The organism is Pseudomonas orientalis, from assembly GCF_001439815.1.
Classification (GTDB): domain Bacteria; phylum Pseudomonadota; class Gammaproteobacteria; order Pseudomonadales; family Pseudomonadaceae; genus Aquipseudomonas; species Aquipseudomonas orientalis.
The window spans coordinates 212,087-233,982 of sequence record NZ_JYLM01000008.1; the positions used below are offsets into that span (position 1 = coordinate 212,087).

Here is a 21,896-nt window from a genome sequence, read left to right on the forward strand (position 1 = left end):
TCCAGGATGCACGCGTTACCGTTGACGTTTTTCGCGAGCAAGCTCGCTCCTACAGTGGGCTTCTTAGTATTACGCGCCGTAAACCGGCAGCTTCTTGCAGATGGCCTTGACCTTCTCACGTACCGCGTCGATCACGGCTTCGTTATTCAGGTCCGCGAGGATGTCGCAGATCCAGCCGGCCAGTTCCTTGCACTCGGCTTCCTTGAAGCCGCGAGTGGTCACCGCCGGGGTGCCGAAGCGCAGGCCGGAGGTGACGAACGGCGAACGTGGGTCGTTCGGCACGGAGTTCTTGTTCACGGTGATGAAGGCTTTGCCCAGGGCAGCGTCAGCATCCTTACCGGAAATGTCCTGCTTGATCAGCGACAGCAGGAACAGGTGGTTTTCGGTACCGCCGGATACCACGTCAAAGCCGCGTTCGATGAACACGCCGGCCATGGCCTTGGCGTTCTTGACCACTTGTTGCTGGTAGGTCTTGAACTCAGGCTGCAGCGCTTCCTTGAAGCAGATCGCCTTGGCGGCGATCACATGTTCCAGCGGGCCACCCTGGGCGCCCGGGAATACTGCAGAGTTCAGCTTCTTCTCGATCTCGGCATTGGCGCGCGCCAGGATCAGGCCGCCACGTGGACCGCGCAGGGTCTTGTGGGTGGTGGTGGTGACCACGTCGGCGTAAGGCACCGGGTTCGGGTAGACGCCCGCGGCGACCAGACCGGCCACGTGGGCCATGTCGACGAACAGGTAAGCACCGACCTTGTCAGCGATTTCGCGGAAGCGCGGGAAATCCAGGATCTGCGAGTAGGCAGAGAAACCGGCCACGATCATTTTTGGCTTGTGCTCGACCGCCAGGCGCTCGACTTCGTCGTAGTCGATCAGGCCGTTGGCATCGATGCCGTATTGAACCGCGTTGTACAGCTTGCCGGAGGAGGACACGCTGGCGCCATGGGTCAGGTGGCCGCCATGGGCCAGGCTCATGCCCAGGATGGTGTCGCCACCTTGCAGCAGGGCCAGGTACACCGCGCTGTTGGCCTGGGAACCGGCGTGCGGCTGGACGTTGGCGTAATCGGCGCCGAACAGCTCTTTTGCACGGTCGATGGCCAACTGCTCAACCACGTCGACATACTCGCAACCACCGTAGTAGCGCTTGCCCGGGTAGCCTTCGGCGTACTTGTTGGTCAGCACCGAACCTTGAGCCTCCATCACCGCAGGGCTGGTGTAGTTTTCCGAAGCGATCAGCTCGATGTGCTCTTCCTGGCGCACGGCTTCTTGCTCCATGGCGGCGAAGAGATCGGCGTCGTACTTGGCAATAGTCAAATCACGGCTGAACATGGCGGTCCTCAAGGATCGGGGGCAGAAAAGGAGGGCATTCTAACCCAATGGGTTTTGGATGGCATATGAAAGGACATCATGTCGCGGACAAGTGGGGCTCATCTGAGGATGTGGGGTGGCTGTGCCGGCCTCATCGGGGGCAAGCCCCCTCCCACATTTGAAGGTATTCACAAATCAGAGGTGGGAGGGGGCTCGCCCCCGATGAGGCCAGTGGCTTCACCCCAAATCTCAGTCAAACATGAACAGCGCATCATTGCTGAACTGCGCCTCGAACCGATTCGCCGGCATCGGCCGTCCAAACAAGTAGCCCTGCACTTCATCGCAGCCATGCTCGCGCAGGAAGTCCAGTTGCTCATGGGTTTCCACGCCCTCGGCGATCACCGCCAGGTTCAGGCTGTGGGCCATAGCGATGATGGCGCGGGCGATCTGCGCATCCTGCTCGCCGGAGGGCAGGCCGTCGACGAAGGTGCGGTCGATCTTCAGCACATCGATGGGGAATTGCTTGAGGTAGTTGAGCGACGAATAGCCGGTGCCAAAGTCGTCGACTGCAATGCTCAGTCCCAGGTTTTTCAGGCTGGCGAGGATCTGCATGGCTTCGTTGACTTCGCGCATCAGGATACTTTCGGTCAGCTCCAGCTCCAGGCACGCCGGTGGCAGGCCGGTGTCCTTGAGGATGGTGGCGATGCGCGTGCCCAGTTGCCCGTCGGAGAACTGTCGCGCCGAGATGTTGACCGAGACTTTCGGCACCCGCACTTTGTTCTGGTGCCAGGTCTTGAGCTGGCGACAGGCTTCGCTGATCACCCAGTCGCCCACGTCCACCACCAGCCCCAGCTCTTCCAGCACCGGAATGAAATCCCCCGGCGGCACCAGGCCGCGGCGTGGGTGGCGCCAGCGCAGCAGGGCTTCGGCGCCGGTCAGGCGTTTGCCGTCGCCGCTGAACTGCGGCTGGTAATAGAGCACGAATTCGTCCTGTTCCAGGGCGTGGCGCAGGTCGCTTTCCAGCTCCAGGCGCTCCAGGGCGCTGGCGTTCATGTCGGCCTGGTAGAACTGGAAGTTGTTCTTGCCGCGCTCCTTGGCGTGATACATCGCCGTGTCGGCGTTTTTCATCAACTGGCTCAGCTCGTTACCGTCCTGGGGACTCAAGGCGATGCCGATGCTGGCGGTGACGAAGAATTCGCGGCCTTCGAGCACGAACGGCTTTACCAGGCTGGCCAGAATCTGCTCGGCCACGCTGATGGCACGGTTCAGCGCCATTTCGCGGCTGACGCGCGGTTGCAGCAGCAAGGTGAACTCGTCGCCGCCCATCCGCGCCACGGTGTCGTCCTCGGCCACGCAACCGAGCAGGCGCGTGGCCATTTCCTTGAGCATGCGGTCGCCGGCGGCGTGGCCCAGGGAGTCGTTGATCGGCTTGAAGCGGTCGAGGTCCAGGAACATCAGCACCACCCACGACTTCTGCCGCTCGGCCGACTGCAATGCGGTGTGCAGGCGGTCCTGGAACAGGGTGCGGTTGGGCAGGTGGGTCAAGGCGTCGTAATAGGCCAGGCGATGGATGCGCTGTTCGCTGGCCTTGCGCTCGCTGATATCGCTGAAGAAACATACATAGCTGGCCAGGTCGCCTTCATCGTCGAACACCGCCGTGATACCGACCCAGGCCGGGTAGTGCTCGCCATTGCGGCGCTTGAGCCACACTTCGCCTTCCCAGGTGCTGTGCTGGTGCAGTTGCTTGAGCACGTAGCGCAGGTGGGCTTCCTGCTGTTCGTCGACGGTGAGCATGTTCGGCAACTGGTCGAGTACATCGCTGACGGCGTAACCGCTGACCCGGCTGAACGCCTCGTTGGCCTGCACGATATAGCCGGCCGGGTCGGTGATCAGGATGGCGGAGGTGGAGTGCTCGAACACCGTGGCCGCCATGCGCAGGTCTTTTTCCGCGCGGCGTTGCTGGCTGATATCACGGCCCACGCCGAGGATGCCTTCAAACGCGCCATGTTCGTCCCACACCAGCACCACACGCAGCTCGATCGGTACTTTGCGCCCATCGGCGCGCAGGCAGTCGAACAGGAACAGTTGGCTCTGCACTTCATCGCGCAGGCTGTTCAGCGCCTCGGGATTGCCCACGGCGCGGCTGACCTGTTCCATCAGGCCATACAGGCCGGCGAGCTGCTGCGGGTTGGCGATGACCGATTGCCAGCCGTTCTTGAACACCCAGTCCACGTCATACCCCAGCACGGCGTTGACCGATGGGCTGACGTAGTTGAGGGCCAGTTGGCTGTCGGTGGAGCAGATCACGTCGCTGATGCTTTCGGCCAGCATGCGGTAGCGCTGTTCGCTGTCGCGCAGGGATTCGCTGGCCTCGATCTGGTCGGTGATGTCCTTGGCCACGCCGATGATCCGCGTGACCACCGCCGAGGTGTCCCTGGCCAGGGCCTGTTCGCGAATATCGAAACGTCGCCACTGGTTGTTGCGATGACGAAAGCGCAGCTGGCAGTGCAGTTGGGTTGCGTAGCCCTCCTGGCGTTGCTGTTGGCGCGCGTCGTGGTAATGCTCGGCGTCTTCGGGGTGCAGCAGGATTTCCCAGAAGTACTCACCCATTTGCTGCAGTTCGGCCTTGTTGTAGCCGAGGGTATGGCCCAGGTGATGGTTGCTGAAAATCATGCGCTGGCTGATCACGTCCTGTACATACAGGTGGTCGGGCACGGTGCGGACCACATCCGACCAGAAACTCTCGCGCTCGACCAGCGACAGCTCGATCAGCTTGCGGCTGGTGATATCGCTGATGCTGAGGATGACCGCCCTGACGTCATCCTGCTGTTCCGGCAAACGCATCACCAGCCACAGGTATTGTTCATTGCCCGCCACATCGTTGAGCTGGATTTCCAGCTCCAGTTGTTTTTGCCGGGTCAGTACGGCTTCCAGCACCTGGTGGCCGATCGAGGTGGCATTGTGCGGGCCATCGTCAATCAGGCGTTCCCAGGCTTGCTCGCAGGAGTTCACGTTCAACAGGCGTACGGCCATCTGGTTGACCTCGGTGACGCGCAGCTCCTTGAGCAGCTTGCGCCGCTCGGCGGGGTTGGCCTGCAGCCAGGCTTGCAATGGTTCGCCGCCCTGCACCGGGGGCTTGTCGCAGAACGCCTTCAACCCCGCCAGGTCGAGTACGCACAAGGCCACGCCGGTGCCTTCGAAAATATCCTGATAACGTCGCCGGCCCTCATGCACCTGGCGCTGGCGCCGGCGCATGTTCAGCAGCACGATCACCGGGATCAGCGAAAATGCCAGGCCCAGCAGGCATTTGCCGATAAAGGCCGGCAGCAGTTGTTCGAGCACCGCGCTGCGGTCAAACAGCCCGCGCAGTTGCCAGTCACTCTTGCTCAACGGGGTGACCAATACACTTTTATTCAGTTCATCCGGGGTCAACGCACTGGCCCATTGGGCCGGCATGCCGTTGTCACGGCTGACCACGCGGTGGTTCAGGCGGTTCTCGATGGCCCACATCGGGCGTTGGCCCTGGGCATCCTGGCGGGTCAGGTTGGCCAGGTAGGTGGGCGCCAGGCGCAGCGCCCAGTACAGCTTCGAGCCACCGCTGGGCTGGTGCAGCAACAGATAGATGACGGTGCCGTCGCTGTCGTTGCTCAAGTAATAGGCTTGGGCGTGGCTGCGCTTGACCAGCTCTTCGAGCAGGGCGCTGTCCTGGCTGTCGTTGGCGCTGTCGCTGATCACCGCGCCGCTGGGGGCGAGCAGGGCGAAGCTGCGTAATTCGGGAAGTGAGCGCTGCAACGTGTGCATCAGCGCCTGTTGTTGTTCGGCGTTGCGCGGCGGCTCGACGATCGGCAGCAGATTCAAGGCGATCTGGGCGCTCAGGGCCATATTCTGGCTGATCTGTTCGGCGAGGTCCGCGCTGTAGTCGATGGTGTATTGCTGCTGATTTTTCTGGTTTTGCTGCAATTGGTCGAGCAGTTGCCAGAACAATAACGCGAGCAACATCAGCACAAGCGTCGCCAACGCGCCTTTAAAGGTGCCGTGCAGGGGCGCTCCCGGCGCTAGATGAGCGGCGCGCAAGGGCGTGGGCGGCGTGACTTTGGACAAGCTGTGATCCTGCGGTTGGCTGGACTGGCGCGCGACGTGCACTATAAGCCGGACGCCCGGAGGGCGGCTAGCATGCCTTGAGTTGTGGCAAAGTGCCAGTCCCGCCTGGCTGGACTGCCCCAGCGCATTGAGGTAGCTTTGCCGGTTACGCGGGGGCGTTCCAGCCCCAGACATTCAGGCTTTTTTCGCTCGCCGGCATTGATGATAGTCAATGGCCCGCGCGGCGCATGGCCTGGCACGGGCTTCGTCCGCTTAATTCATCAGTCACTGACGCTAGGTTCACCATGGCTCAATACGTCTTCACCATGCATCGGCTGGGAAAAGTTGTTCCGCCGAAGCGGGAAATCCTGAAAAACATTTCGCTGTCCTTCTTCCCTGGCGCCAAGATCGGCGTGCTCGGCCTCAACGGTTCGGGTAAGTCCACGCTGCTGAAAATCATGGCCGGCGTCGACACCGAGTTCGAAGGCGAAGCCCGCCCGATGCCGGACCTGAACATCGGCTACCTGCCGCAAGAGCCGATCCTGGACCCGACCAAGACCGTGCGCGAAGTGGTCGAAGAGGCCGTCAGCGTAATCAAGGACGCCCAGGCGCGCCTGGACGAGGTCTATGCCGCCTACGCCGAGCCGGATGCCGACTTCGACAAGCTGGCCGCCGAACAGGCCAAGCTCGAGGCCATCCTGCAGGCCGGCGACGGTCACAACCTGGAGCGCCAGCTGGAAGTCGCCGCCGACGCGTTGCGCCTGCCGGCATGGGACGCCAAGGTCGAGTTTTTGTCCGGTGGTGAAAAACGCCGTGTGGCCCTGTGCCGCCTGCTGCTGTCGGCTCCCGACATGTTGCTGCTCGACGAACCGACCAACCACCTGGACGCCGATTCCGTCGCCTGGCTGGAGCATTTCCTGCACGACTTCCCGGGCACCGTGGTGGCGATCACGCACGACCGTTACTTCCTGGACAACGTCGCCGGCTGGATTCTCGAGCTCGACCGAGGCGCCGGTATCCCTTACGAGGGCAACTATTCCGGTTGGCTGGAAGCCAAGTCCGACCGTCTGGCCGCCGAATCCAAGCAGCAATCGGCCCATGAAAAAGCCATGAAGGAAGAACTGGAGTGGGTGCGCAAAGGCGCCAAGGCCCGCCAGTCCAAATCCAAGGCCCGTCTGCAACGCTTTGAAGAAATGCAGTCGCAGGAATTCCAGAAGCGCAGCGAAACCAACGAGATCTACATTCCGGCCGGTCCGCGCCTGGGTGACAAGGTCATCGAGTTCAAGAACGTCTCCAAGGGCTATGGCGACCGCGTGCTGATCGACAACCTGTCGTTCTCCATGCCAAAAGGCGCGATCGTTGGCGTTATCGGCGGTAACGGTGCGGGTAAATCCACGCTGTTCCGCATGCTGATGGGCAAGGAAACCCCGGATTCGGGCAGCATCGAGATCGGCGAGACCGTGCAACTGGCCTGTGTGGACCAGAGCCGTGAAGACCTCGATGGCAGCAAGACGGTGTTCCAGCAGATTTCCGACGGCTCCGACCAGATCCGTATCGGCAACTATGAAATCCCGGCGCGTACCTATGTGGGCCGTTTCAACTTCAAGGGCGGCGACCAGCAGAAGTTCGTCAAGGACCTGTCCGGTGGTGAGCGTGGCCGCTTGCACCTGGCCCTGACCTTGAAGGAAGGCGGCAACGTGTTGCTGCTCGACGAACCGTCCAACGACCTCGACGTTGAAACCCTGCGTTCCCTGGAAGAAGCCCTGCTGGACTTCCCGGGCGCCGCCATTGTGATCTCTCACGATCGGTGGTTCCTTGACCGCGTCGCGACTCACATCCTGGCGTACGAGGATGATTCGCAAGCGGTGTTCTTCGAAGGCAACTACACCGAGTACGAAGCGGACCGTAAAAAGCGCTTGGGCGAAGCAGCGGCCCAGCCGCACCGCGTGCGTCACAAGAAACTGGCCTGATTCGCCAACGGGCGCAGCCTCGGCCGCGCCTGTACGCAGCAGCCTGTAGAAAAATACCCCTCGCGCAGGGTAATGCTGTTCAGTTAATCGTACACCGCCCTCTGTAGGAGCGAGCTTGCTCGCGAAAAACGTCAACGATAACGCGTGTGTCCTGATTGAACGCGGCGCCTGTGGTTTTTCGCGAGCAAGCTCGCTCCTACGAAAAGCCTTAACTGAACGGCATTACCTCGCACAGGGGTATTTTTTTGCCTGGATTATGCCAGCGGCGCCAGTGCCGGCCGGCCTTGCAGCAATTCACCGACCACGCCCATGAACGCCTCGACCAGCAGCGAGCGTGATTGCGCGCGCGTGAGGATCAGCAGGTGTACCCAGGCTTCGGGGTCTGCCAACGGTCGGTAGACCACGCCTTGCCTGGCCAGGGTGCGGGTGCACTGGGGCACCAGCGAGACACCCTGGCCTGCCGCCACCAGGGCGATGATCGAGGTGATCTGGCGCCCCGCAGGGCCCGGGCGCAGCGCCAGGCCGTGGCGTCGATACAGCTGCTCGATGGAACCGTTGAGGCCCGAACCGTAATCGCTGGGAAACAGAATCAACGGGAACTCACTGAGCTGGGCGAGGGTGACTTCGTCCTGGCCAGCCAGTGGGTTGTCGCTGCACAGCGCCGCTACCAGGGGTTCCTGCCCCAACGACAACACCTCGACGTCGGTTTGCCCGGGCTCCGGCAGCAGGCGGCTCATGCCGATGTCGATGCGACCGTCCAGCACGTGCGTATGCAGGCTGCCTGAAGCGCTCTCCACCAGGGTCAGCTGCACCTCGGGAAAACGCTGGGCGAAGGCTTGCAGGGTTTGGCTGAACAGCTCCGACAGCGCAATCGAGCTGGCATAGCCCACCACCAGTTGGCCGGTGGCGCCGGCGGCCAGCTTGGCGGCAATATCCTGCGCAAGCCGGGCATGCTCCAGCGCCGCACGGGCATAGGGTAGAAAGTGCCGGCCCTGGGCGGTCAGGGTGACCGTGCGGCTGGTGCGGTCGAACAGGCGAAAGCCGAGCTCGGTTTCCAGGGCCGAGATCTGCCGCGTCAAGGGCGGCTGGGCGAGGTGCAGGCGCTGCGCCGCGCGACCGAAGTGCAGCTCTTCGGCGACCGTCAGGAAGTAACGTAACTTGCGTAGATCAAGCATTCTGTTTCCTGGGTATTGATCGGTCCGAATTCGGTATTGGTGTTCGCCACGCTGCGCATTCTATAAAGATCCTCGACAATAAGACGAGAGGTCCCATGAACCCGCGCCTGTATCACGCCCGCCTTGCCGTATTTCTGTGTGGCTGTGCGGCGTTCCTGAATCTCTACGCGACCCAGAGCATCCTGTCTGTGTTTGCCGAAAGCTTCCAGGTGAGCGCCCGGCAGGCCGGGTGGAGCATTACCGTGACCACCCTGGCGGTGGCGCTGACTGCGCCATTTGTCGGGCGCCTGACCGGGCGTTTCGAGCAACGCACAGTGATTGTCGCGGCCGCCTTGCTGCTGGCGCTGCCGACGCTGCTGACGGCCTATGTGGACAGTTTTGCCGAGCTGCTGGTGTGGCGCTTTATCGAGGGTATGTTGATCCCGGTGGTGTTCGCCACCAGCGTGGCCTATATCGGCGATCGCTGGCGCGCGGCCACGGTCACCGAGATCACCAGCCTGTACGTCGCGGGCACGGTGCTCGGCGGGTTTGCCGGGCGTTTTGTCTCCGGGGTCATGACCCAATATGTCGGCTGGCGTGAAGCCTTCGAGCTGTTGGCGGTGATCAGCCTGGCGGTCGGCCTGCTGATCCTGCGGCTGCTGCCGGCCAATCCAGTGGCACGTCCCAACATAGCGGCCGTGGGCACGCACGGAGTGCGCCGGCTCTTGCGCAAACCCTTGCTGGCGGCCTATGCCGTCGGTTTCTGCGTGCTGTTCTCACAAGTCGCCACCTTTACCTACGCCGGGCTGTATCTCAGCCAGGCACCGTTCAACCTCGGCGCCGCCGCCTTGGGAACACTGTATGCCGTGTTCCTGCTGGCGCTGGTGGTGATTCCCGTTGCCGGGCGCTTGAGCAAATCGCGACCGCAATCGCAGTTGCTGAGCGCCGCCGTGGCTCTCGGGCTCTGCGGTTCGGCCCTGACCTTGTTGCCGTCGCTGTGGCTGATCGTGCTGGGCCTGGCCCTGAGCTCGACCGGCGTATTCCTGGCCCAGGCCTGCGCCAATGCCTACATCGCCACCACGGCCGGGCAGGACAAGTCCGGCGCCGTGGGCCTGTACCTGACCGGCTATTACCTCGGCGGCAGCGCCGGCGCCGTGGCCCCGGCCATGCTCTGGGAGCAGTGGGGCTGGCCGGGCTGCGTGGCGTTGGTCGCAGGCTTTCAACTGTTGTCGCTGGTAATCGCCCTGCTGGGCTGGAAGCCGGTAAACCCCCAGGCACCGATCGCCGGCCAACGCGGCAAACCGGCCTGATTTCGCCACTGCGATGGCCTTTCACCCAGTGGTGCATGGACAGGATCGAAATCCCTGTTTTGGGGCAAAAACGCTGATTATTTATATCGAATGCACCATTTAAATTCACAAAGGCGACATTTTGCCCTGTCGCGGTGCGAAATGAATTGATAGAGTCCGGCTCAATCTCTGTTTAACAACAATCATTTTGCCGAGACTTTTCATGAGCGAATCCGTCGAATCCTTCCTTGCCCACCTCAAGAAACGCGACCCCGACCAACCGGAATTCCATCAGGCCGTTGAGGAAGTGCTGCGCAGTCTGTGGCCGTTTCTTGAAGCCAACCCCCACTACCTGACCTCGGGCATTCTGGAGCGCATGTGCGAGCCGGAACGCGCGATTACCTTTCGGGTGTCCTGGGTGGATGATCATGGCAAGGTCCGGGTCAATCGCGGGTTCCGTATCCAGATGAACAGCGCCATCGGCCCGTACAAGGGCGGTTTGCGCTTCCATCCCTCGGTGAACCTGGGCGTGCTGAAATTCCTCGCCTTCGAGCAAACCTTCAAGAACTCCCTGACCTCATTGCCCATGGGCGGCGGCAAAGGCGGCTCGGACTTCGATCCCAAGGGCAAGAGCGACGCCGAAGTGATGCGCTTCTGCCAGGCGTTCATGAGCGAGCTGTACCGTCACATCGGTGCGGACGTGGATGTGCCGGCCGGTGATATCGGCGTGGGCGCACGGGAAATCGGCTTCCTGTTCGGCCAGTACAAACGCCTGGGCAATCAATTCACGTCCGTCCTGACCGGCAAAGGCATGACCTACGGCGGCAGTTTGATCCGTCCGGAAGCCACCGGTTTTGGCTGTGTGTATTTCGCTGAGGAAATGCTCAAGCGCCAGGGCCAGCGGGTCGAGGGCAAGCGCGTGGCGATCTCGGGTTCCGGCAACGTGGCGCAATACGCGGCGCGCAAAGTGATGGACCTGGGTGGCAAGGTGGTTTCCCTGTCGGACTCCGAAGGGACGCTGTACGCCGAAAGCGGTTTGACCGAGGAGCAATGGTCGGCGCTGCTGGCGCTGAAAAACGTGCAACGCGGTCGTATCAGTGAACTGGCCGAGCGTTTCGGCCTGGAATTTCGCCAGGGTCAAACGCCGTGGGCGCTGGCTTGCGATATCGCGCTGCCGTGCGCCACCCAGAACGAACTCGACGCCGACGCTGCTCGCACCCTGTTGCGCAATGGCTGCATCTGCGTGGCCGAGGGCGCCAACATGCCGACCACCCTTGAAGCGGTGGATATCTTTATCGACGCGGGCATTCTGTTCGCGCCGGGCAAGGCGTCCAATGCCGGCGGCGTGGCCGTCAGTGGCCTGGAGATGTCGCAGAACGCCATGCGCCTGCTATGGACTGCCGGCGAAGTGGACAGCAAGCTGCACAGCATCATGCAATCGATCCACCATGCCTGTGTGCACTACGGCGAGGAAAATGGCCGGGTCAACTACGTGAAGGGCGCGAACATCGCAGGCTTCGTCAAAGTCGCCGATGCGATGCTGGCCCAGGGCATCGTCTAAGCCTCGGGCTCGATGCGCAGCACTTCGATCAACTGATCGCCGACGGGGCGTTTCCACAGCACCTCGTCACCCACCTGGGCGCCCAGCAACGCACGCCCTAGAGGCGAACCCCAGTTGATCAGGCCCACATTGGCGTCGGCCTGGTCTTCGCCGACCAACTGGATGCGCTGTTGCTCGTCCTGCTCGTTGGCGAATGTGACCCAACTGCCGATCTGCACCTTGTCGCTGGCGGTGGCCGGCGCGACGACCTGGGCGCTTTGTACGCGCTGGTTGAAGTAGCGCAAATCCCGCTCAAGATCGGCCTGGCGTTGTTTGTCGGCCTGTTCGCTCTTGGCGGATTCGGTGCTGTATTCCAGTTGCAACTGCGCCACCTTGGCTTGCAGTTGCGCCAACCCTTGCGCCGTCAAACGGTTGGGCTGCGCGCTGACCTGACGTTCCACCGGCTGGTCGGCCTGGGCGGCGGCGTTGTCTTCATTTACAAAAGCTCGGCTCATGACGTTCTCCTTCAATGGAGTTTGGGCCATGTTCACCGCCAGATCGTTCCCGCGCTCACTGCGAGCGATACGCCTTGGCCGCATCGCGGTCTTTTTCCTGCTGCCACTCGTGCTCGCGGTCGTTCCTGCGGTTGTCCTGATACTCGCGCAATTCCTCGCTCTCACGCATGGCTTTGCACTGGCGGAAACCGTCTTCCCAGCCTTCGGCGTATTGCCGGTCTTTCAGATAGCGTGGAACGTTCTTGCGAAACTCGCCCGTGATCACCCCGGCGGCCTGGCGACCGCTGCTGCAACCGTCGTCAAAGCCGTCGGCGAAGGCGAGTGGATAACCTTTGGCCAGTAACTCCTGATGGGTTGTCTGGCAGCCCGCTAACCACAGCGCCGCACTCAGCACTACCGCATATCGCCACATGGCGTACTCCCTGGCCGGTTTACGGCTGATAAGGAGAGTCTAGAAGGGGATTTGTAAGCTGTATGTGAAAGGGGCGTCAGAGGGATGTGCAGAATTTTTAGCCGAGCACAAAACCAACTGTGGGAGGGGGCTTGCCCTCGATAGCGGAGTGTCAGTCACTGAAAGCTTGGCTGACACACGGCCATCGGGGGCAAGCCCCCTCCCTCAGTTTTATCCATAACTCCGGTCTGTCGGTGCAGCCTTTATTCGTAATAACCCACTGTCTTTTTTAGCTGGTCGGCGTACTCGTAAATCTCGTCAATGGATGAAATAGCGTGCCGGGTTTCATTCTTTTCTTCGTCGAATACCCCGAGGTACTTTTGGCTACGATTGAAGTGGAGTCGGCAGATGGGCTTACGGTTGTTGTCGTCCAGTAATATCCCAAAATAGCTTTGGGTGTCGCGTTGAACGATTCGTTTGGCATCGACAACTGAGCGCACGACAGCGCGCACGATGTGGTAACCCTCCAGCTCTTCAAGGGTTGTCAGGATTTTATCTTCTGCCTCGTTTTGATCCTGCCTGTCTGCATGTGTGCTGTTCGCCACAGACAACGACGTTATTGTCGGCTGAATTGCACCACTCATAGCAGACTTAAGTCGCTCATTAATTTGATCATTCAAAAATTGAGCTAACGCTTTTCGTGTTAGTTCGAAGAATTGTTCACGGACTTTCTGCGTGATTACTCCTTCGTAAACGCGGGACGCGAAGAACTTCACAAAGTCGTCTTCTGGTTTACTGATTTGGGCGCCAATGAGCTTCTTGAGTTGGCTGACGTATTTCAATTCTCCCGCTGCGCTGATGATTGAGTCGACATCGAAGGCCGATTTGGTAAGTTTTATCAGCTCTGGTACGGAGTATTCATCAATATCCAGCAGGTCCAGCTCTAAAAATGGCTTTTCGTCCATTTTATTAGGGGCGTCCAAGTCTGTAAAAAATCTGTAGACCTGGCCGTTGGTAAGAATTGAGATTCTTGCGCTCGTGACGTGAAAGTACCGAAAGAGCTGCGATGCGTGATTGATGCTCAATGACTCACCGATTTTTTTACATTCGATGAGTATCTGGACTTCGCCATCTTTCATGATTGCGTAGTCGATTTTTTCACCTTTTTTCGTCCCGACATCGCAGATAAATTCGGGGGTCACCTCCTGCGGGTCAAACACGTCGTAGCCCAACACGGTGTTGATAAAAGGCATTACAAAAGCATTTTTTGTAGCTTCTTCTGTCTGGATGGCGGGGCCTTGCAGGCGGACTTTTGATGCCAAACTGGTGAGTTTTTCAAGAAATTCCATATAAGCCTCTTACCCTATTCGGATCCGTGTATAGAAGTGGTGGCAAATTGACTGCCATCCGATACTAGACACAAAACCTCATAAAGAGAATGAAGTGAGAGGCAGTTTGTTTTCGACTGAAAAAAGCTAAAAAGTCGTCTGAAAATTCCGGTTTATTTTTCAATGGGTTGCAAGGAGGCTAGGAATCTGTGCTTGCAGGCGAAAAGTTGATAAATCTGAGCATGCAAGATGAATGCATCAGGCGCGTGGTTTGCCAGCATTGTCCTGTGCAGCATATTCAGCCAATTCTTGTTGGATAAACGCCGTAATCATCGTGCGATACACCTGCTCAGTAACCTCAGGGTTGGCGCCGACCACCTGGGATAACCCTCGCACCTTAGCGATCACCTGTTCAACCCGTTGTGGCGCCTTGACGCCATCGGTGTCGTTTTTAAAGCGTGCGGCTTGGGAGACGTATTGGCCGCGTTCGGCGATCAAAGTGACAATTTGTTGGTCAAGGAGGTCGATGTTATTGCGGACTTCTTCGAGGGTAGTGCAGCGAACGGCCATATTAAGTGGGCTCCTGATTATGCGAGCAATGCTAATAAAATGTGGGAGGGGGCTTGCCCCCGATAGCGGAGTGTCAGTCACTGAAAGCTTGGCTGACACACGGCCATCGGGGGCAAGCCCCCTCCCACATTTAGATTTTCATCAGGCTTGAGTCAGTAGTGGTACCACTTTACTTCGAGCATCACTTCATTCACCGGCGTGGACAGGTGGCTGTACTCGCGCTGGGCGCTCAGGCGCAGGCCCAGGTTGCGTGACAGTTCCCATTGCTGGTTGAGGCTGATGCTGCGCCGCACTTCGCCATTGGTGAAGAAATCGCCTTTGGCTTCCAGGCTCAGGTTGCCCAGTGGGTTTTTCCACAGCACGCCGGTGTTGAAGCCGGCGGCGGGGGAGATGGCTTCGCTGAAGTCGTTGTTGTGCTCCACCCGCACGGTGCCGAGGGCGAAGCCGAGCATGTCGTCCGAGAGCTGCCAGGTGCCGCCGGCGCCGCCGTTGACGTGGGCGACCAGGGTTTCGTCGTCGTGTTTGCCCGGTACCCGCTCCAGGCCGCCGGTGACTTGCCAGGACCACGGCTGCAACAGGGCGTTACGCGGGGTCAGGGAGCGGATGGTGGCCAGGTCCAGTTGTTGCAACTGCCAGTTATTGCCTTCGTACTGGCGCAGTTTCATCTGCAGGATTTCAATTTGTGCGCCCAAGGGGAAGCCTTCGGCGTTGTCGTTGAGGTCGTGATAGGCCATGCGCAGGCCGTATTCACCGAAGGCTTTGTCGCCCCGGGTGCCGAGGCCGGCCTGCCAGGTGCGCGACTCGTGGCCGTTCTCCGGCAGGCCGGGCGGGGTGATCTTCAGGTCCGGCGCCGGGTTCTGGTTGATCGCGCGCAGCAGTTCGAAGCTGCGCTGGGAGCGCGCGGTGTCGCGTTCCAGGCCGTTGGCGCGGTAGCGGCCGAGGCGATAGGCGGCGTCCACCACCAGGGCCTGGCGCTCGCGGGGCAGCGCCTTGAAGGCGGGCTCCTGCAACTGTTTCTGGTCATCGCTGATCTTCAGTACCCACTGCTGCTCATCGCTGTCGAGCGGCTTGGCGCGTTCGAGCAGCTCGCGTTCACGGGACGGGCGATAGTCGATCTTTTCCACCAGGCCCGCGTCCTTTACCGCTTTGACAGTGTCGGTCGGGATCGCGGTGAGCGGGAATTGCTCGGTCAGGCGCAAGCCGGGGCGCGCCACTTGCAGCAGTTCCAGCAGGCGATAGGAGCAGTTTTCATCGAAAAAGAAGTAGTCGAACTGGATCTGCTTGAGCTCCCACACGTGCTCGACCATGCGCTTGGTCTCGACTTCGGTGAGGTTCAGGCGGTATTCCCACAGGTCACGGTTTTCCAGGCTGCGGTATTCGGAGAGTTTTTCCTGGTAGGGCACCAGGGCGAACAGGCCGGGGTAGCCGCCCATCAGGCCTTTCCAGGCATACAGAATGCTGTTGTCCGAGCCTTCGATATAGGCGCCGAAGTTGATCGCGTAGCTGAGCAGGGCGGTGTTGTTGCTCTGCACGTCGGCCTGGTCGATGCGCAGCAAAGTGTGGCCGAACATCGACGAGGGGCTGTTGAGGTACGCCGCCGGGAAAATCATCACCGCGCTGTGGGGCGCGACGTCCGAGAACCATTGTTTGAATTCTTTGCAGTCCACAACAGGCAGGTCGGACAGGTGCAACTGGTCCTTGAGCCAGCGGGTGCGTGCGGGGTAGACGCATTGGGCATGTTTTTCGCCCAGGCTGGCCGGTGCGTAGAGCGCGTCCACAGTGGCCTTGAGTTCGGCGTCCGGATGATGCGCGCCGTCGGCGGCGAGAAAGAATTTCTTGTCGCTGACATAGCTGCGCCAGCCATTGATCTTGCCGGCCTCGTAATGCCCCAGCGACAGCCAGAACGGATCATTGGCCAGTTGCTGCAAACGTTGATCGTCGAGGTGCGGGGCCGCGTGCAGCGGGGCGCAGGCGAAGAGAGCCAGGCAAGCGAGGCGTTTGAGCATGGGGGCTACTTAAGTCGGACTGAAAAAAAGACCCAAGGGGGACAGGTCGAAAAAACAAAACCCGCGCCTCGAAAGACGCGGGTGGGTCGAGCTTAAGCCTGGGTAGCGTATTTCGCCAGACGGGCATCGCTTTTCAGTACCGCAATGGTGTTGTTGTGCACGTCGTCAGCGGTCACGTCAGCCTTGCTGAAGATTTGCTGGAAGTGCTCGTGGGTCACGGCCGCGAAGTGCTCGCGATCTTCCGGCGCCACGCCCAGTACCACGGCGTAGGTGGTCAGCGCTTCGCCGTTGCCCTTGGCCATGTCTTCGGACAGCTCGTTCATCATGCCATTCATGGCAATCCACGACTTGCCGCCGTAGGTCAGGGCGCTGTTGGTGCTGCAGCCGTTGGTGCCCGAGGTCATGCCGAAGGTGGCGTTACCCGAGGTGCCGTTGGTGGTGGAAGCCAGGAAGTGAGCTGGAGTGCCGCGCTGGCCTTCGAACAACATGTTGCCCCAACCGCAGTTCGGGCCACCTGGTGCTTCTGCCATTGCATTGAGGGAGACGACGGTGAAAAGAGTACCAAGAAGGATCCGTTTCATAGCTTTGTTCTCTTTGTGTGCAAACCAATGGACAAGGGTTCAGGCGCTTCGCAGCACCCTAGGGGCCAGTTATTAGTCCAACCCGCGCAGTTTGGAGTTTAGGCACGTTCCATGGGTTCCGTGAGTTTTTATAAAACATTCAGTCTTGAACGATTTTTTTGTAGGGCGCGCACCGTGGCTATGCTTTCCCAACAGCGCGCCTTGCCAGAGCGCGCAACCGAGAGCCAGAATGCCCCCATCTGCCCCGCCTGATGTAAGGAAGCCCGATGCCTGATCCTGTTGCTGCCAGCTTGCGTCTAGCGCCCGAAGCGCTGACTCGCCCTTTCTCCGCTGAACAGTTCAGCTTCTCGACCACCAATGATTTGGAGCCCTTTCGCGGTGTGCTTGGCCAGGAACGTGCGGTTGAAGCCTTGCAGTTCGGTGTGGCGATGCCACGCCCCGGTTACAACGTGTTTGTCATGGGTGAGCCCGGTACCGGCCGCTTTTCATTCGTCAAACGTTACCTGAAGGCCGAAGGCAAACGCCTGCAGACCCCGTCGGACTGGGTTTATGTGAATAATTTCGACGAGCCGCGCGAACCGCGCGCCCTGGAATTGCCCGGCGGCGGCGCCGCAGCGTTCATCGCCGATATCAACGCGCTGGTCGACAACCTGGTGGCGACCTTTCCGGCGGTGTTCGAGCACCCGACGTATCAACAGCGCAAAAGCGCCATCGACCGTGCGTTCAACCAGCGCTACGACAAGGCCCTGGACGTGATCGAGCGCCTGGCCCTGGAAAAAGACGTGGCGCTGTACCGCGACAGCTCAAACATTGCCTTCACGCCGATGCTTGACGGCAAGGCCCTGGACGAAGCGGAGTTCTCGCAACTGCCGGAAGCCGATCGCGAGCGCTTCCACACCGATATTTCCGAACTGGAAGAGCGCCTCAACGAAGAGTTGGCGAGCCTGCCGCAGTGGAAGCGTGAGTCGAACAACCAACTGCGCCAGTTCAACGAAGAAACCATCACCTTGGCCCTGCAACCTCTGCTTGCGCCACTGTCGGAAAAGTACGCGGAAAACGCCGCCGTCTGCGGCTACCTGCAGGCCGTGCAGGTGTATCTGCTCAAGACCGTGGTCGAGCAATTGGTCGACGACGCCAAGACCGACGCCCAGGCGCGCAAGCTGCTCGAGGAGCAATACTGCCCGAGCCTGGTGGTGGGGCATTCGGTCAACGGCGGTGCGCCGGTAGTGTTTGAACCGCACCCGACCTACGACAACCTGTTCGGCCGTATCGAATACAGCACCGACCAGGGCGCGCTCTACACCACCTATCGCCAGCTGCGTCCGGGGGCGTTGCACCGTGCCAACGGTGGCTTCCTGATTCTTGAAGCGGAAAAAATGCTCAGCGAGCCATTCGTGTGGGATGCGCTCAAGCGTTCCCTGCAATCGCGCAAGCTGAAAATGGAGTCGCCCCTGGGCGAACTCGGCCGCCTGGCCACCGTGACCCTCAACCCGCAGATGATTCCGTTGCAGGTCAAGGTGATCATCATCGGTTCGCGCCAGTTGTACTACGCGTTGCAGGACGCCGATCCGGACTTCCAGGAAATGTTCCGGGTGCTGGTGGACTTCGACGAAGACATCCCGATGGTCGACGAAAGCCTGGAGCAGTTCGCCCAGTTGCTCAAGACCCGCACCTCGGAAGAAGGCATGGCGCCGCTGACGTCGGATGCCGTGGCGCGGCTGGCGACTTACAGCGCACGTCTGGCCGAACATCAGGGCCGGTTGTCGGCGCGCATTGGTGATTTGTTCCAGTTGGTCAGTGAGGCGGACTTTATTCGTCACCTGGCGGGCGATGAAATGACCGATGCCGGGCATATCGAGCGCGCGCTCAAGGCCAAGGCCACGCGCACCGGCCGCGTGTCGGCGCGGATTCTCGACGACATGCTCGCCGGGGTGATCCTCATCGACACCGCCGGCGCCGCCGTCGGCAAGTGCAACGGGCTGACGGTGCTGGAGGTGGGGGATTCGGCGTTTGGCGTACCGGCGCGGATTTCCGCCACGGTGTACCCCGGCGGCAGCGGTATTGTCGACATCGAACGTGAGGTCAACCTCGGCCAGCCGATTCACTCCAAGGGTGTGATGATCCTCACCGGTTACCTGGGCAGCCGTTACGCGCAGGAATTCCCGCTGGCGATCTCGGCCAGCATCGCGCTGGAACAGTCCTACGGTTATGTGGATGGCGACAGTGCTTCCCTGGGCGAGGCCTGCACCTTGATCTCGGCGTTGTCGAAGACGCCGCTCAAACAGTGCTTTGCCATCACCGGCTCGATCAACCAGTTTGGCGAAGTGCAGGCAGTAGGTGGGGTCAACGAGAAAATCGAAGGCTTCTTCCGTCTGTGCGAAGCCCGCGGCTTGACCGGTGAACAGGGCGCGATCATTCCCAAGGCCAACGTGGCCACACTGATGCTCGACGAGAAGGTCTTGCAGGCCGTGCGCGCCGGGCAATTCCATATCTATGCGGTGCGCCAGGCGGATGAAGCGTTGAGTCTGCTGGTGGGCGAGGATGCCGGTGAGCCGGATGCCGAAGGGCAGTTTCCGGAAGGTACGGTCAATGCGCGGGTGGTGGAGCGTTTGCGCGCGATTGCCGAAATGATCAGCGAGGAAGATTTGAAGGAGGCGGAGAAGGAACTGGCGCAGCAGGCTTTAGCTGAAGCCAAGCCCACCTGATCCCTGGAGCTTGATGGGATCAAAAATGTGGGAGGGGCGGTGCGACGATTCGACTTGCCCCCGATAGCGGTGGATCAGTCAAGAATACTGAGACTGACACACTGCTATCGGGGGCAAGCCCCCTCCCACATTTGGAACTGCTTACGCCACAAAATTGACTCCACTCTCTCGGGCCGGCGCCCGTTGGTCCTTACAACCTTGGTTTGTCGCGGTTTTCTTCTATTCTCCATATCAGGGATATCCACAGGAGTCGCAGGATAGAAACAGCCTCGCCTTTGCGCCGGGGCTGAACACCGATCTACCGAGGGTCGCCGCCATGTCGCGCAACCTTTGCCTTACCCGCCAGTGCCTGGGCTTGCAAACCCGTATCGAATGCTCCATCCGCCCCCTCGCCGGGGAGAACGGGCTGTGGATGTTGCTATTTGCCGCCGGCATGTCGGGTGAGCAGCCTTCCACCGTCAAGTCTCAAGGCCCGTTTCACGGGCCGCTCGTGGCGCAAACCATGTTGGCGTCCATCGTCGACAGCCTGACCCTGCACGGTTACGAGCAGTTGGACGAGCCACAAATCTGGTGCCTGCACCTGCAAGCCCATCTGCGCCAACTCAACGGCGGCCAGGAGCGGTTGGCCCTGTGATCCGGGTTATTTGCCTTCAGGTTTGTCCAGCTTGACCTCGAAGCCATATTGCACGGTGTTGAGGTCGGTGCGCTGGTAGCTTTCCAGGGTGGTCGGCTGGCCGTAAAAATAATGCACATCGAACAGCGCCGTCCCGTATTCCTCGGCGCGGTGGCTCACGCCGAGAATTTCTTTGAGGTAGTTGCCGCTCGCGTCCTTGGCGTAGAAGCGCCAGCTGTCGGCGGGAAACGCTTGCTGGTCGACGATCAGCGCGTTGTCCTTGAGCGACAGGCCCTTGGGCAGTTTTCCGACGTCAATCGAGGCCTTTTCGATGGTGGCGAGAAACAAGGGCACCGAGCCGACCACAAACGCCGGGGTTTCCGGAAACAGGTTCAGATCATAGGTCAGCGTGCCGCTGGCTGCGTTCAGCTCAAAGGCCTCGGTCGGCAGCTCGATGGGTTCGCCGCGCTCGCCCTTATCGTCTGTGGTGAAAAAGGTGATGGGCGCGGCGCTGTTGTTGCGCTCGGCGCCGACCAGATCGTCATTGAAGGTGAAAGGGTGGTCGAACACGATCTTCGCGGCACTGGCGTCTTCGGTTGATTGGCTGATGGTGACGCTGTTTTTCAGCTGTTCTTCAGTCATCGACGCGTCTTTGAGCCAACTGGCGGCATCGTCGTCATACACCGTGACCGGCATCGGCAAGGGTTGCACGCTCTGTTGCAGGCTGTTTTTGTCGAAGCGCATCACCGGCAGGTCCAGGGCCTTGCGGGTTACGGTGGCCTTGGAAAAGTCCAGCACGTTGACCTGCAGGGTGTCGATCAAACCGTTGAAATACACCTTGGCGTAATGGCTGTTCTGCGTGTGTTCGAAGGCTTTTTGCGCGTCGGTGAGTTGTTTGTCCAATGCTTCGGACCAGGCCTTCTGTTGTTGCATCTGCGCCAGCTGTTTCTCATAGAACGCCACTTGCGCGGCGCTTTCGTTGATGGAGCCTGAGCGGGTGAGAAATTGCCCGGTACCGTCCCGGGCCTGTACCAGCAACGGGTTGGGCGAGTCGTCGCCCAGCTCGGCGGCCAAAGGCTCGCTGTTGGTCAGTTCGATTTCGGCGTAATTCTTGTCCAGCGACAACAGCTTGAGGCTGATATTGCCCTCGGTGCGTGAATGGCCGACGTCTTTCTTTGACAGGTCGAAGGTCAGCACTCTGCCCGGCGCGGCGACTTCAATCGTGCCTTTAAGGCTGACGGGCTGCGGCTGGCTCTTGTTTTCCGTCTCGATGCCCTCGATGAACGGGTAGGTCACCGTCAGGTCGTCGGGGTTGGTCAGGTTGGAGCTGCTGGGGCTGAGCTGGATACCGGGGTCGGTTTCCGACCACTCCGGCTGGAAGGGAATGACTTTATTGTTGCTCAAGGTCACCGACTCCCACTCCAGGCCATGGGGGAAGGGGAATTGCTCGGGAGCGTTGAACGCAAACGGGAAGACCGGCTGCAAATCCGTCAGGTAGTCGGAGTGGGAAGCCCTGCGCAGGACGAACAGGCCGTTGATATAGGTGTCCACCAAGGCCTGGGGGCTTGGGTAATGCTTGAGCAGGGCCAGGCTGTCCTCGCCGTATTCGGCTTCGACGGGCTTGGTCTCGAGCTTGATGCGCGCACGTTCCAGCAACAGCAGCGAACCGCCGAGGTCGGCGATGACGTCGCGCAGCTTGGGGTCCTGGATGCCGTCCAGGGACTGTTCGAACTTCGTGGTTTTCTCTTCGAGGGTGGCCTGCTTCTGCTCTTCTTTGGGGGAGCAGCCGCTGGCCATCAGCAACGCCGCGCACAGGCCTAGCGTGGCCAAAGGGGATCGCACATCCATTATC

General features: G+C 60.4%; 15 protein-coding genes. 5 read left to right on the forward strand and 10 right to left on the reverse strand.

Annotated elements, in window-relative coordinates; genetic code table 11:
- Positions 1-69 precede the first annotated feature (69 nt).
- Positions 70-1,323, reverse strand: a complete 1,254-nt coding sequence (gene glyA, locus TU82_RS20120) for a serine hydroxymethyltransferase (RefSeq protein WP_057724972.1) — start codon at positions 1,321-1,323, stop codon at positions 70-72.
- Positions 1,324-1,551: 228 nt separating this feature from the next.
- On the reverse strand, positions 1,552-5,403 hold the full coding sequence (locus TU82_RS20125) for a sensor domain-containing protein (RefSeq protein ID WP_057725058.1): 3,852 nt from the start codon (positions 5,401-5,403) through the stop codon (positions 1,552-1,554).
- Positions 5,404-5,687: 284 nt separating this feature from the next.
- Here TU82_RS20125 and ettA point away from each other — a divergent pair, with 284 nt between their 5' ends.
- On the forward strand, positions 5,688-7,352 hold the full coding sequence (gene ettA, locus TU82_RS20130) for an energy-dependent translational throttle protein EttA (protein WP_057724973.1): 1,665 nt from the start codon (positions 5,688-5,690) through the stop codon (positions 7,350-7,352).
- Positions 7,353-7,606: 254 nt separating this feature from the next.
- Here the strand turns inward: ettA and TU82_RS20135 are convergent, their stop codons facing one another.
- Complete coding sequence (locus tag TU82_RS20135; RefSeq protein WP_057724974.1) at positions 7,607-8,527, reverse strand: LysR family transcriptional regulator; 921 nt, start codon at positions 8,525-8,527, stop codon at positions 7,607-7,609.
- 95 nt (positions 8,528-8,622) lie between these two features.
- Between TU82_RS20135 and TU82_RS20140 the strand changes: the two genes are divergently transcribed.
- Positions 8,623-9,816: an MFS transporter gene (locus TU82_RS20140; RefSeq protein ID WP_057724975.1), complete on the forward strand. Its 1,194-nt coding sequence runs from the start codon at positions 8,623-8,625 to the stop codon at positions 9,814-9,816.
- Positions 9,817-10,018: 202 nt separating this feature from the next.
- Positions 10,019-11,356, forward strand: coding sequence for an NADP-specific glutamate dehydrogenase (gdhA, locus tag TU82_RS20145; RefSeq protein ID WP_057724976.1), 1,338 nt, complete (start codon positions 10,019-10,021; stop codon positions 11,354-11,356).
- Here the strand turns inward: gdhA and TU82_RS20150 are convergent.
- The 6 genes from TU82_RS20150 to TU82_RS20175 form a co-directional block, all read right to left on the reverse strand.
- Complete coding sequence (locus tag TU82_RS20150; protein WP_057724977.1) at positions 11,353-11,850, reverse strand: GreA/GreB family elongation factor; 498 nt, start codon at positions 11,848-11,850, stop codon at positions 11,353-11,355. The two genes, gdhA and TU82_RS20150, sit on opposite strands and share 4 nt — an antisense overlap.
- A 55-nt stretch (positions 11,851-11,905) precedes the next feature.
- A complete protein-coding gene (locus TU82_RS20155) occupies positions 11,906-12,262 on the reverse strand; it encodes a hypothetical protein (RefSeq protein WP_057724978.1) in 357 nt (118 codons plus the stop codon).
- A 242-nt stretch (positions 12,263-12,504) separates the two neighbouring features.
- Complete coding sequence (locus TU82_RS20160; protein ID WP_057724979.1) at positions 12,505-13,590, reverse strand: type I restriction endonuclease; 1,086 nt, start codon at positions 13,588-13,590, stop codon at positions 12,505-12,507.
- Between the two features lie 237 nt (positions 13,591-13,827).
- A complete protein-coding gene (locus tag TU82_RS20165) occupies positions 13,828-14,139 on the reverse strand; it encodes a chorismate mutase (protein ID WP_057724980.1) in 312 nt (103 codons plus the stop codon).
- 152 nt (positions 14,140-14,291) lie between these two features.
- On the reverse strand, positions 14,292-16,145 hold the full coding sequence (locus TU82_RS20170) for an Lnb N-terminal periplasmic domain-containing protein (RefSeq protein WP_057724981.1): 1,854 nt from the start codon (positions 16,143-16,145) through the stop codon (positions 14,292-14,294).
- A gap of 92 nt (positions 16,146-16,237) precedes the next feature.
- Positions 16,238-16,726, reverse strand: coding sequence for a DUF3015 domain-containing protein (locus TU82_RS20175; RefSeq protein ID WP_015885974.1), 489 nt, complete (start codon positions 16,724-16,726; stop codon positions 16,238-16,240).
- 266 nt (positions 16,727-16,992) lie between these two features.
- On the opposite strand from TU82_RS20175, the gene TU82_RS20180 reads away from it, so the two are divergent.
- Positions 16,993-19,431 carry a Lon protease family protein gene (locus TU82_RS20180; RefSeq protein ID WP_057724982.1) on the forward strand — a complete coding sequence of 813 codons (2,439 nt, stop codon included), beginning with the start codon at positions 16,993-16,995 and terminating at the stop codon, positions 19,429-19,431.
- Between the two features lie 316 nt (positions 19,432-19,747).
- Positions 19,748-20,065, forward strand: coding sequence for a PA4575 family protein (locus tag TU82_RS20185; protein ID WP_057724983.1), 318 nt, complete (start codon positions 19,748-19,750; stop codon positions 20,063-20,065).
- Positions 20,066-20,071: 6 nt separating this feature from the next.
- On the opposite strand, the gene TU82_RS20190 is transcribed toward TU82_RS20185, so the two are convergent.
- Entirely contained in the window at positions 20,072-21,892 is a 1,821-nt protein-coding gene (locus TU82_RS20190; RefSeq protein ID WP_057724984.1) for a hypothetical protein, read from the reverse strand.
- Positions 21,893-21,896: the final 4 nt, after the last annotated feature.

What these genes read in the sequence shown, in the direction of transcription:
- TU82_RS20140 (WP_057724975.1), top strand. Translation starts at nt 8,623, where the DNA reads ATGAACCCGCGCCTGTATCACGCCCGCCTTGCCGTATTTCTGTGTGGC.
- TU82_RS20165 (WP_057724980.1), bottom strand. Translation starts at nt 14,139, where the DNA reads ATGGCCGTTCGCTGCACTACCCTCGAAGAAGTCCGCAATAACATCGAC.
- ettA (WP_057724973.1), top strand. Translation starts at nt 5,688, where the DNA reads ATGGCTCAATACGTCTTCACCATGCATCGGCTGGGAAAAGTTGTTCCG.
- TU82_RS20175 (WP_015885974.1), bottom strand. Translation starts at nt 16,726, where the DNA reads ATGAAACGGATCCTTCTTGGTACTCTTTTCACCGTCGTCTCCCTCAAT.
- TU82_RS20170 (WP_057724981.1), bottom strand. Translation starts at nt 16,145, where the DNA reads ATGCTCAAACGCCTCGCTTGCCTGGCTCTCTTCGCCTGCGCCCCGCTG.
- TU82_RS20155 (WP_057724978.1), bottom strand. Translation starts at nt 12,262, where the DNA reads ATGTGGCGATATGCGGTAGTGCTGAGTGCGGCGCTGTGGTTAGCGGGC.
- TU82_RS20180 (WP_057724982.1), top strand. Translation starts at nt 16,993, where the DNA reads ATGCCTGATCCTGTTGCTGCCAGCTTGCGTCTAGCGCCCGAAGCGCTG.
- TU82_RS20190 (WP_057724984.1), bottom strand. Translation starts at nt 21,892, where the DNA reads ATGGATGTGCGATCCCCTTTGGCCACGCTAGGCCTGTGCGCGGCGTTG.
- TU82_RS20150 (WP_057724977.1), bottom strand. Translation starts at nt 11,850, where the DNA reads ATGAGCCGAGCTTTTGTAAATGAAGACAACGCCGCCGCCCAGGCCGAC.
- gdhA (WP_057724976.1), top strand. Translation starts at nt 10,019, where the DNA reads ATGAGCGAATCCGTCGAATCCTTCCTTGCCCACCTCAAGAAACGCGAC.
- TU82_RS20160 (WP_057724979.1), bottom strand. Translation starts at nt 13,590, where the DNA reads ATGGAATTTCTTGAAAAACTCACCAGTTTGGCATCAAAAGTCCGCCTG.
- TU82_RS20185 (WP_057724983.1), top strand. Translation starts at nt 19,748, where the DNA reads ATGTCGCGCAACCTTTGCCTTACCCGCCAGTGCCTGGGCTTGCAAACC.
- glyA (WP_057724972.1), bottom strand. Translation starts at nt 1,323, where the DNA reads ATGTTCAGCCGTGATTTGACTATTGCCAAGTACGACGCCGATCTCTTC.
- TU82_RS20135 (WP_057724974.1), bottom strand. Translation starts at nt 8,527, where the DNA reads ATGCTTGATCTACGCAAGTTACGTTACTTCCTGACGGTCGCCGAAGAG.